Source organism: Veillonella sp. ZSJB6, assembly GCF_051549505.1.
Lineage (GTDB): Bacteria > Bacillota > Negativicutes > Veillonellales > Veillonellaceae > Veillonella.
Genome location: NZ_JBPUGE010000006.1, coordinates 47,683 through 60,117, shown reverse-complemented (window position 1 = coordinate 60,117; position 12,435 = coordinate 47,683). Strand labels below are relative to the sequence as shown.

Sequence of the window (12,435 nt, the reverse complement as noted above, 5' to 3'; positions counted from 1 at the left end):
ATCACTCCTCAATTATTATACAAGGGCAAACATGTATTCACCGCTAGCGCACAATTTGTCGCCAACATAGGCACGGCCTTCAACCTTACCCATTTTACCTTTGATTTTAACAATATCCACTTCCATGCGCACTTGATCACCAGGTTTTACAGGGTGACGGAAACGCACTTTATCAATACCTGTAAACATAGGTGTAAGACCGCGATTTTCTTCAGGATATAGTAATGCAATACCACCAACTTGAGCAATAGCCTCAGTCAATAGTACACCTGGCATTACTGGATTACCTGGGAAGTGTCCTTGGAAGAACAATTCGTTGAATGTAGCATTTTTAATGCCCACAGCACGTTTCATTGGTTCTAACTCAACGATGCGATCTACCAAAAGCATAGGATAACGATGAGGTAAAATTTCTAAAATGTCTTCGTGATTAAGAATCATGGCTGTGTCTCCCTTATTTCTTCCATTATACTGCGAGCCAATCTTGAATTTAATTCATGACTCGATTTTAAAGCAATTACATGACCTTCAATTGGTCCCAATAAGAATAAGTCGCCCATTACATCTAATGCTTTGTGACGAACTAATTCGTCGTCAAAGCGAGGTACAGACAAACACTTCTCATCATCATAAACTAAAGCATTATCAAGGTTACCACCTTTTGCAAGGCCCATAGCCTGTAATTGTTCTAATTCCTTCATAAATCCGATAGTTCTAGCAGCACTGATGTGTTCTTTAAAGTATTCTGGCGAAACTTCAAAATCACAATGTTGCGTGCCAAGTAACGGATGGCTGTTAATCGATGTAAATGTAATGCGATAGCCGTCATATGGCAAAATAACTACAAAGCGATCACCATCATAAATAGCGTGAGATCGTGTCACTTTATATACATGACGTGGCGCTGTTTGTTCTTGAATACCTGCCTCTTCTATGAGACCTATAAAAACTGCACTACTGCCATCACCTACAGGAGGTTCAGGAGAATCCATCTCGATATAACAGTTATCAATATTCATAGCACTGAACGCAGCCATCACATGTTCTACAGTGAAAACCTTCGCTTCACCATTTTCCAATGTAGTAGCGCGCATAGTGTTCGTCACATTATCAATGTGTGCTCGCACAGAAGGATGACCTTCAATGTCCGTGCGGACAAACACAATTCCTGTATTTTCAGGTGCAGGTTTAAAAACCATATTTACTGGTTCACCGCTATGAAGGCCAATCCCTTGATATGAAACAGCCTGTTTAATTGTTTGTTGTGGCTTACTCATAAGAAAGTCCTTTCATAATCTGAATTCACGTTTACTATACACCAATATGTATTATACCCTATTTGCATAGGTGATACAAGAAATTTACCATATATTCAGTGATTTTGAAAGCATTTTTCACATAATTAAATTTATATAAATTTAATTATAAATACTGTATTATACACCATAAAAATAAAAGAGACTTTACTATGCTTAATTTATGCGGTATTTAAATCAATACTACATAAGTAGGCATGTAAAATCTCTTTATATTTATTAACTAGTGAAATACATCTGGAGGTGTTTCAATTTGTTCGCCATAGAAACGACGTGTCCACTTCCAACGATTGTGAAGCCAGAACCAATCTTCAGGATATCGACGAATATAATCCTCAATAAACTCATTTAAAAGAGTTGTGGTAACCGCTATATCACGCTTTTTATCATCTGTACGTTCCACATAAATTGGCGGATGTACCTCAATCTCATATTTTTCAGAAAACGGACTATAATGTATAGTCACAAAAATGATTGGTACATCTTGCATACGAGCTAATACAGCTGGACCTGCAGCCGTCAAAGTTTCATAACCAAAGAATGGAACAAGTACACCATCATCACCAGGATCCTGATCCATAATAAGGCCTAAGAAAGCACCTTTTTTAAGTTCATTGATCATTTCTCGTACACCAGTTTTATAGGTTACATGTTGGTGCATGATACGACGATATTCATTGATAAACTTGTCCGCATCACCATTCTGTTTCATTGCCACAGAAATCAACGGATACCCTTCCGAAGCAAGAACACCACCAAGGAGTTCCCAGTTACCACTGTGAACAGCGGCTAAGATTGCACCTCGACCATTTTCCAAGGCATCATCTAAGTACTCTCGATTAATAAACTCCACCATATCTTTGTATGCGCCATCCTTAATCTCTGGATAGCGTAATACATCAATAATCATGCGACCAAAGCGTGTAGTACTAGCTTTCGCAATACGTCGAGCTTCTTTTGGATCATCTGTAATATTACAGAATAGAATTTGGCCGATTGCTAGGCGCTTGCGTTTAGGCGGCACCGCTAGCCACGCAATTTCACCAAGCAATGTACCAATAGCATATTGCAAACCTTTAGGTAATAAGCAAATAAAGGCACTAAAGATTTTCATAAACCTATACATGGATTATTAGCTCTCCTTAAGCTGTGCTTTCAAAGCGTCAATTTCTTTTTGTAATTGTTTTACAGTTTTCACCATATCTGGCAAACGATTTTCATAAGCAGCCAATTTTAACCATTCTTTATGAGGTCTCATTGGATAGCCTGCCATAATAGAGTTGGATGGTACATTACCTGTAATACCAGTTTTACCAGCAAATTGTACATTATCACCAATCGTAATATGACCAGTACAACCAGTTTGTCCAGCAAAGATAACATGATTACCACATTTAGTACTTCCGGCAATACCAACCTGAGCGATTAGGAAGCAATCTTCACCAATCTCAACATTGTGACCAAGATGAACAAGATTGTCAATCTTCGTACCACGACGTACTAAAGTAGAGCCCATTGTAGCATTGTCGATAGTTGTACAAGAACCAACTTCAACATCATCTTCAAGAATAACATTACCAACTTGTGGTATATGTGTATGTACACCATTTTCTGTAGCAAAACCGAAGCCTTCGCCACCAATTACTGCTTTAGCACGTAATACAACGCGTTTGCCTAAAATACAATTTTCATGAACAATAGCACCAGCGTAAATATCAGAACCTTCACCAATACGCACATTATGTCCAATATAAACATATGGACGTATTGTTACATCATCACCAATGACTGCATTATCATTAATTACACAATAGGCACCAATAGCTACATTTTTGCCTATTGTTACATTTTTACCAATAATAGCTGTGCTATGCACTTCTCTAGGAACAACAACAGGTGGATGGAAGAGTTCTAACACTTGTGCAAATGCTGCTTTTGCATTATCGACTACGATTTGTGCCATCGGTGCATCTTTCACTTCAGATTCAACGATCACAGCACCCGCTTGGCATAACGCAATATGTTCAACATATTCACCTACTGCAAAAGTTATGGATTGTTTTACTGCTTGTTCAAAGCTACGTGTTTCAGTAATAACAATAGAGCCATCACCTACAACACGACCGCCTACTAATGTTGCGAGTTCCTGTAAAGTTTTTTCCAAGGTAAACTCCTCCCCCTGTGATAATTCTTAATTATTGTGCACTTTCTTCAGTATTAACTGCTGTAGCTTGACCAGATTGTTGAGCATTTTGTTGCGCATCTTGTTGTTCTTGCGCTTTAGCTGCATTTTCAGCTTCCTTGATTTGGTCATCAGAAGCTTTACCCATTTTAGCGATCAAGTCGTCAGTTACATCAGAACCGCCACCTACAACAGCACCTTTTTCAATAACTACATCAAGTTTTTTCTCTTTTACAAGTTCACCAACTTTTTGTTCTTGATATTGACGATATTCTTGAGCTTTTGCATTTGCAAAGGCATTTAATTCTTGATTAGCTTGGTTAAATACATTTTGTTTAGATGCTTCATCAGCAGCAGCAATTTTAGCATCTAGTTCAGCTTTTTTAGCGTTAATTTCTTTAGTAATTTCAATACCTTTTTCAGTACTATTTGCTACTTTCACGCTATCAACGTAACCAACATTATTAGAACCACAACCACCTAAAATAGCCATGGAAGCTACTAAAGATGCACCTAATACTAAAGATTTAATACGTTTATTCATAATATAACTCCTTATTGAACTCGATAGGACGCCTTCACTGCATCAGTAATATCAAGCCCCTTAATATTACCACCATCATCGATGATGACTAAATCCAAATGTTGTTCCTCTGCAATAATTGCTACACGCATACGAACATCTTCTAAAATGGCTTCATGAAGTGCACTCACTTCAGCTTCCTTATCTGAAAGCTTTTTAGCCCAAGAATCATTCCAATCCTGTGCTACAGGTAAGTTATTATTAGCAATGATCGATTGTGCTTGTTGTTGAACCATAGTATCTCGTTTAGCCGCCAATTCCTTTTGTAAGGATGCAGCATATTGGTTAAGTTCTTCTTGACCTTTTTGTTGCATAGGCGCAAGTTCTGCCTGTACTTTAGCCTTAATAGAGTCTACATCAAGATTCGATGGTTTTCTCTTAGCTAATAATTCCTTTAATCGCTCCTCTTTCTTAGCCTTCTCTGCCATAACTGCTTGCTTTTGTGCATCATCAATATACACACGAGCATCATAAGCATATAAATCTAATTGGAGATTAACGATTTCAAGATCATATTCATTGGAACTAACCTTTAATTCCGACAAATATTTTTGAGTAAGTTCGTTTCGTTTTGCATTCAATTGCTGATTCAATTCATTTTCTTTTGTTGCAATACGAGTTTGCAATTCCACCGTAAGAGCATCTGACAAGGTTGAATCTAATGCAAGAGATTTCAACTGTTCCTCTTGTGTCTCTGACTTGGCATTTAAAGCTTGTTGTTCTAATTCATATTGACGTTGCAAAAGATCCAATTCATTTTTAGCTTGTTTATAATCCTCATAAGAAGGATTAAATTCTAATACATCATCAATACGTACAACACCTATTGATACCCCATCAGGACTCTGCTGACGATTTGTCACAAATCCATAGGCCCAAACCATAGCACATAATGCAACAACGAGAAATATGGCAAATCCGATATATCGTTTTTTCCCGTTCATTGTCGTTCTCCCTTACATAGAACTACAGTTTATTTTTTTGCATCAGTAGCTAGTTTTTTTAATACTTGATCTGTAATATCAACGCCACCGTATAGTACTGTGTCTTTAGTCATAACAACGCTAAGACCTTTAGCGTCGCCCACTGCTTTTGCAGCTTCCATAGCTTTATCTTGAACAGATTTAGCAATTTCTTGATCTTTTTTTGCTAAGTTTTGACGTGCTTCTTCAGCGAGCTTTTGTTTAGTCGCATCATCTTGTGCTGCATCAATTTTAGCTTGTGTTTCTTGTTGTAATTGGCTTTGATAGCTCATGTATTCCTGAGCTGCAGAGATATAAATTGGATTATCTTGAGACATCATACGAGATGTATCGATAACACCAATTGTACTATTACCACTATTACCGCTTGGTGTAGCCATTTGTGTATACGCTAATGCGCCAATACCAATAATAAAAATAGCAGCAATGACGATGGAAAAGATTTTCACATTCGCCTTGTTGTTCATCATTCGCATCATAATAGAGTGCCCTCATTTCTTTAAATTACTGCATCAAAGGATGCCATATAGAGATATTGGTGAAAGCCTCTTTAGAAAAGAGGCCTCCACCATATACATTTACTATATTAGAATTGTGTGCCGAAGCTGAAGTGGAATTTATTTTTATGTTTACCCACGCCATAATCAAGTTTAACTGGGCCAATTGGTGTAGTAATACGAACACCAGCACCAACGCCATAGTTAAATGTTTTCTTGCTGTTGTACCAAGATACATTTGGTGCATCCCATGCATCACCGATATCAGTGAACAATACACCACTAACCTTTTTAACGATTGGGAAGCGGAATTCCAATGTAGCATTGTACATATACTTGCCACGGAATTGATCATCTTCGTAACCACGTAAGGAGTCTGCACCACCCAATGTGAACAATTGGCTATAAGGAGCATCACCTTGGATAAAACCACCACGCGCGCGGAATGCCAATACATTCTTAGCACCTAGTTTTTTATACATACGTGCTTCAGCTGTGAATTTGTAGAAGTCGAAGTCACCGCCTAAGCCATGACCAGCCCATTGTGCTGTATAAGAAATACGACGACCACGTGTAGGTTCATAAATATTATCACGGGAATCGTATACCTTTTGCCATGTAATGGAATTGATACGGCCAAAGTTTTTATCTACATATTTATCATTTGCAAAGTTGTAGGAACCATTATTCCAATTTTTACCTTTGCCCGCATTTTTATCATAACGGAAGCCGGAGCTGTCATCATCATCCCATTTATAAGAATCTTTACGGGATTCAAGAGTTAAGTAATCACGAGTATATTCCCCTGTTTGACGACCGAAGGAAATATTGAAACCACGAGATTTCTTGTTATATTCAGCTACTTCATTACCATCTTCGTTGTAATCAGTGTATTCATCTTCACGGTTGAAGAAGGAGAAGCCCAAGGATGTACCTTTGCTATCAATCCAAGGTTTCAAGTAAGAGATTTGGTAGTTTTTGTATTTTTTCTTACCACCGATTTCCCAGTGAACTTTGAATTTATCACCAGTACCGCGGAAGTTATCTTCACCAAATTCAATGATACCCATCAAACCATCAGATTTAGAGTAACCAGCACCTAATGTAATAGTACCTGTTTTATGTTCCAAAACATCGATTTCAATGATTACATTGTTAGGGTCTTGATCACCTGGCAACATGCGAACATTTACATCATCAAAGAAGCCTAGGTTGTATACGCGTTCTACAGAACGGCGTACCAAGAATTTATTGAAAGGTTTACCTTTCTTTTGAACGAATTCGCGAGTAATAACTTTATCGCGAGTTTTCTTGTTACCAGCAGGAACGATATCTTCAACAATACCTTCTACGATATGAACATGAAGCACGCCTTGGTCATCTACGCGAATACCATCAACGTGTGCCAACATGTAGCCATCACGAGCGTATGCTGCGTTGATACCTTGAACCTTTTGGCCTACGTATACAGAGTTAAGAACTTGACCTGGTTGAAGATCCATGAATTTAGTCAATACTTCAGAAGTATAAACTGTATTACCTTCGAATGCCACGCCAGTAGTAATCGGATTTACTGTAACAGCAAAGTCCAATTTAACGCCTTCAGGTACTGTTGTAAATACAGGGTTTACTTCAGAGAAGTAACCAGTATTACCAAGGTTAGTTACGTCTTTAAATACGCCATCAACAGATACAGCATCGCCGATTTTTTCTGTCAAGATAGGCAATAATTGTGCTTGTTGTTCAGCTGTTACACCAGAGATAGATAAACCAGTAATCAATTTACCTACATATGGATTAATAGACTCAGCATTAGCAGATGTAACATATTGAGCTTCTACAGTTGTAACAGCTTGAGTTTGGCCATTTTCAGCAGCCTTATCAAGGTCAGTACCACCAGTAGTTTTAGACACCATTTTTACTTGTTTGTCATCTGTTTTCAAAGCAGCATTATTGACTGTAACCGTTCCGTCAGAACCTCTAACTACAGTACCATCGCTAGATACAGTTGTATCACCACGAGCTGCTAAGATAGCTGCATCAGTTTCATCTTGTGTTGTTGCAGGTGTAGCTGCATCAGCATTGTAAACAGCTTGTGTAGTAGTAGCATCATTAGTAGTTGCTGCACTAGTTGTTGTTGTGTTATTTAAATCTGGAGTATAGCCAGCTTGTACCTCTGCAGCAAATACACTGCCTGTCCCCATGACAGCAGTCAACACAGATGCTGCAAGCATACTTTTATAGGCTTTTGGTTTAAACATAAATTCCTCCTAGAACTCATCCCCATAAAAAGTTTACATCTTGTTTTATAAAGACTAATAAATCTTTATTATTATAGCATAAAATACTGGGAATGAGTACTATATTAAACAAATTTTATGAAATTAATATGACTAGAATGTGCATACCCATGGGATTTGCACACTCTAGCCATAAACTTAGAAGCTTCTTGTCCAACGACCACCTAAATAATTGTTTCCTTGCGATGTACGCCATGCAGTAAACTTGAGGTTTCGTTTTACAGAATACTCAACACCATATTTATTTTGTTTATTATTGATACCTTGTGAATAAGTAAGCATTACCTTTGGCACAATATACTTGCCAATTTCAATATTATAATTACCTGCCGTTTCCCTATTAGTTGGTTCATCAGGGTCAATGGAACCTGTCGTAATATTAATCCGATCTAAACCTAATGTATTTTGTAATGCATCTTGCACATAGCCAAAGGCAAACATTTGTAAGCCTGCTGTAGCAACAGCATTCACATCATCATTTGTCAATGTACTACTATTAGAATCGGCACCACGACCAAAGGTTAACATGGAAATAATTTGCTTTCTAGACAAACTAGGATTAGACGACAAAGTAAGATCCATATGGTCTACAGTCCCTTTTACACCAAGCATAATATTGTAGTTGCTTACATTCGTTTCAGCCTCTAATTGTAAGTTTGGTAAATAAGAGCCACCTACAAAGTGTGCATTCCCCTTCGTAATATTAAATACATGACTTAAGTATTTGAACGTACCAGATTTAACATCGAACTGGCCACTAGCAGTTGGGTTTTGTAATGTGCCACCGAAATGAACATCACCACCGATAAACATGTTATATAGAGTTCGATCATATAAGCGTACGCCCTTGCCAGCATGAATATTAACATCTACGCCCATGTTGGTGCTACTTTCACTAGACTGCAAGGAAAGAGGAATCTTAAATTGGATGTTTTCTAGGTCCAAATTCCCTATCAAGGTAGGTAATCCATCACGTTCCGCAATGTAAAGTTCACCATTTAATGGACCTCTCACATATTCACTACGAACATCGAGTCCATCAAGTTGAACGGCAGCCTTATAGTTGGTAAGCTCATGACCAGACCAATTTACCTTAGCAGCTAAACCAGCACTACCTTTCCCCATATTGATACGAGATTGGAAATCCCCTTGTTGTCCAGAGAAGATTAAGTCTCCGTCAATGCCTGTAATTTCATTATCTACATTGGCCAATTTCATAGTACCATTACGTACAGATACTGTGCCGTATGCCTCAGGTTGGTCTATAGTCCCCGTAAGCCTAATTGCACCCTTTAACGGCCCCGTTGCATCTTTAACCCTAGTAGTAACAAGAGGAATAACAGCCATATCAGCTTCGTTAAAGTCAATTGTTACATCCATAGATTTAGCATCACTAGCTTCTAAATAACCAGATGTATAAAGAGCCGCCAATGGAATTTTGCCATAAATACTGAGTTTATAACCACTCTTAGCACCTTGAATACGCTGAATTTGAATGACATGATCTTGCATTGTAGCTAACGCAAAGCCTTCATCAATGCCAATTCCATTAAACGAACCGGACTCTACGGCACCGGATAATTCAACCTTAGGATTTTTCGTTTCTCCAGTAACATTCACAACACCTGTTACCCAGCCTGTTGCTTGAATATCCTTACCTACGAGTGGTAGGAATGGCACTATGTCGACATCCTTTAAAGCTACTTGTAAATCAGCTTGCCCATCAAGATCCAAAGTACCACCCATTGCAATGAGTCCTTCACCAACAGGTAGTTTTAAGGTAGTAATTTTAAATTTACGATTTGCAAGACTCGCATCAATTGTTGCATCCCCTACTACCTTATCATCAATGCTAACATCGTTAATTTTACCATTTACAATAACACTTGGATTGTCCTTCGTACCTCCAAGTTCAACGGAACCATTCAATTGACCATCGAGGTGCTCATCGGCTCGATCTAGTAATGCCAACAAATTCTTTACACTACCATTGGTAACATCTAAAACGCCAAATAATTGTTTGCTATCGTCAAGCTTCATGCCACCTTTAGCAACATAACGACCACCATTCGATTCAGCAAACGAAAAATCTTGTACATTTACAACAGACTTATCGGCATAAACATGGCCATGAATATCCGTCAATAGCTGTCCATTAATGGATAAAGCATCTGATAAAATATAGCCATTAAACTGAGGGTTATCCATGGAACCCGTTATAGTACCACGGCCTGCTAGTAAACCATCCACCTTATAATCGGTATTGATGAGCAATCTACCCATATCGATTTTCTTACCTTCAAAATCAATATTAATAGCTTCTTTTGATACAGTACCGCCACCAGTAATGGTCGCACCATAACCTTCAATATCAAAGCGATAAAATTCTAATCTTTCATTTTTATAGTTATACTTTGCAAAAGCGTTAGTTATAAGTTTGCCATATGCAGACCCATCCCATAAATGAGCTCGGCCTTCTACAATAGGATTGGCTACAGTCCCAGTTATATGGTTATCAGTTTCAAACCATCCTGTAATAGGAATATCGGTTACAGGACGAATTAGATTTTCAATACGTACAGCACGAGCTTTAGCATTTAAATCTAGGGCGTCAGTATTGATATTATACCAACCGGTAATATCATAGCCACCACTACCGTCACCAATATGACCATTTGTAATTGTTAGAACATGATTGTCTAAAGTAATATCACTATGAATATCATTAAAATGAGCACCCTTATAGAGAACCTCTTGCCCCCATACAGTACCAGTCACATTAGGATTATCTAAGGCGCCTTTTACATTAATAGATGTGCTAACAGTACCAGCAACATCGTCACCTATGATTGAACTAAGTGATGTTAACGGTAACGCATTACCAGAAATTGTGGCATCCACTTGACCATTTTGAATAGAGCCATATCCACTAAAGGATCCAGTTCCCATATTTCCAACCATAGTTATATTGGTAAGATTGTCACTATGGGTTAGATCCGCTTTTACAGAATCCAACACTATACCACGGACCCCAATCTGATGGCCCTGAACAGCGCCTACAAGATCTGTAACTTGATTATTCTTACCCAAAACGTGGATTTCTCCATCAATAGTTCCCGTAATAGGCATCGTCAAATCTTGTGTGAAAGTATCCAACGATAAGGTATGAACATTAGCAACAGCGTCAAAATCACCTGTATCTACGACGTATTGACCTTTAACTTTAGCATTACCAGAGCCAATAGATAATTGAGCATCATCGATGCGAACCAATCCATTATCGTATACTACATTTCCCTGCACGCGGTCCACATGGTACCCTTTATAAGAAATACCATCACTACCTATGGTGGCATCCACCCGCGGCGCTACAGTAGTGCCTCCAATATGAGCACGACCACCGACAATACCAGTAACCCCCACATCGGTAATGGCTTCTAGATTCACCTTATCCGCTACAACATTAAGGTTGAGATATTCTTCGTCTTTCCCCAGTGTAATAAGACCATTAAGCTTCGCCGCTTGATCATTGATTCGCCAAGAGCTATGGCTAATAACAATTTGGTCATGATTGAGCATAATACGACCTTCACCATCAGTAATGGTATACATCGTATTGCCTCGCTTAAAAGTGCCTGTTAAACCTTTAAAGCCTACATTGCCACTCATAACATATTGTCCATCTTCACTTTTAATATTGAGATGTAAATCTTGTAATTTCCCCTTCGTTACAACAAGATCTTTGCGCAACGGAACAAAGCTCATAATACCAGCAGTATCAATTTCATCAGCTTGTACAAACACATCAAAATTAGACACATCATCCATATCTATTTTGCCATTTACAAGGACAGATGAACCATCTACATCAGCAGTAAAAGCCCCTTTGGACATACCACTCATATTAAGAGCAACGGTACCATCAAGGTTTTCAACATTGCGTTTAATGCCATCTTTAGTACGTAGCGCTACATGGCCATTATTAATGGTAATATCACCATCAAAACCACCCGATTTATTCGGATCAGATGGTTTTACTAATTTTTCTATACTCCAAGATCCATCGTTCAATTGCCATATATGAAGATCAGGTGCCTCTACAGTAACAGTCGATATAGCTGTTGCCCCTGATATATTACCCCCAATTATACTTGGTAATGCAGATAGTTTAACCCCAACGGCTACATCTTGTGCCGTCCCTACTAAGTGACCATCCCGATCTTTAATCACCACATCTGATAAAACTACATCACCATTCCAATTGATACGAAGAGAATCATAGTCCACAGATCCGTTTATGGCATTATTTACTTGTTCTTTAACCATAGGTGCTACATAGGTCTGAGCTATAGGGTTTATACTAGCACCAACTGCAGATAAGCCTAAAATTGCAGCCCCTATGAGACACCACTTTTTACGGGTCATAATGATCTCCCATACACATTATGAATAATATAAATATATATACTAATCTTACCACACACAAAGTAATAACTATAGTATTTTAAGGGTAAATTTTATAAAACTAATATATTTTTTTACTAATCATTTTCTGCAATAACTACAGATAAAAT

9 protein-coding genes are annotated in these 12,435 nt (G+C 38.2%); all 9 read right to left on the bottom strand.

Going from position 1 to position 12,435, the window contains the following annotated elements:
• Positions 1–15: 15 nt before the first annotated feature.
• The 9 genes from fabZ to ACSV5T_RS07750 all read right to left on the bottom strand — a co-directional run bounded on the left by fabZ (position 16) and on the right by ACSV5T_RS07750 (position 12,286).
• Complete coding sequence (fabZ, locus tag ACSV5T_RS07790; RefSeq protein WP_004695477.1) at positions 16–441, bottom strand: 3-hydroxyacyl-ACP dehydratase FabZ; 426 nt, start codon at positions 439–441, stop codon at positions 16–18.
• Positions 438–1,277, bottom strand: a complete 840-nt coding sequence (gene lpxC, locus ACSV5T_RS07785) for a UDP-3-O-acyl-N-acetylglucosamine deacetylase (protein ID WP_005387276.1) — start codon at positions 1,275–1,277, stop codon at positions 438–440. Before lpxC ends, fabZ begins: the two co-directional genes overlap by 4 nt.
• 262 nt (positions 1,278–1,539) lie before the next feature.
• On the bottom strand, positions 1,540–2,442 hold the full coding sequence (locus ACSV5T_RS07780; RefSeq protein WP_039969450.1) for a lysophospholipid acyltransferase family protein: 903 nt from the start codon (positions 2,440–2,442) through the stop codon (positions 1,540–1,542).
• Between the two features lie 6 nt (positions 2,443–2,448).
• Complete coding sequence (lpxD, locus tag ACSV5T_RS07775) at positions 2,449–3,480, bottom strand: UDP-3-O-(3-hydroxymyristoyl)glucosamine N-acyltransferase (RefSeq protein WP_295823820.1); 1,032 nt, start codon at positions 3,478–3,480, stop codon at positions 2,449–2,451.
• Positions 3,481–3,511: 31 nt separating this feature from the next.
• Positions 3,512–4,042, bottom strand: a complete 531-nt coding sequence (locus ACSV5T_RS07770) for an OmpH family outer membrane protein (RefSeq protein ID WP_005387264.1) — start codon at positions 4,040–4,042, stop codon at positions 3,512–3,514.
• Between the two features lie 11 nt (positions 4,043–4,053).
• Positions 4,054–5,025 carry a hypothetical protein gene (locus ACSV5T_RS07765; RefSeq protein ID WP_438320722.1) on the bottom strand — a complete coding sequence of 324 codons (972 nt, stop codon included), beginning with the start codon at positions 5,023–5,025 and terminating at the stop codon, positions 4,054–4,056.
• 29 nt (positions 5,026–5,054) lie between these two features.
• On the bottom strand, positions 5,055–5,543 hold the full coding sequence (locus ACSV5T_RS07760) for an OmpH family outer membrane protein (protein WP_295232335.1): 489 nt from the start codon (positions 5,541–5,543) through the stop codon (positions 5,055–5,057).
• Positions 5,544–5,650: 107 nt separating this feature from the next.
• Positions 5,651–7,822 (bottom strand): BamA/OMP85 family outer membrane protein, encoded by a 2,172-nt coding sequence (locus ACSV5T_RS07755; RefSeq protein WP_005387260.1) that lies wholly within the window; start codon positions 7,820–7,822, stop codon positions 5,651–5,653.
• 177 nt (positions 7,823–7,999) lie between these two features.
• Positions 8,000–12,286 carry a translocation/assembly module TamB domain-containing protein gene (locus ACSV5T_RS07750; protein WP_438320721.1) on the bottom strand — a complete coding sequence of 1,429 codons (4,287 nt, stop codon included), beginning with the start codon at positions 12,284–12,286 and terminating at the stop codon, positions 8,000–8,002.
• Positions 12,287–12,435 lie beyond the last annotated feature (149 nt).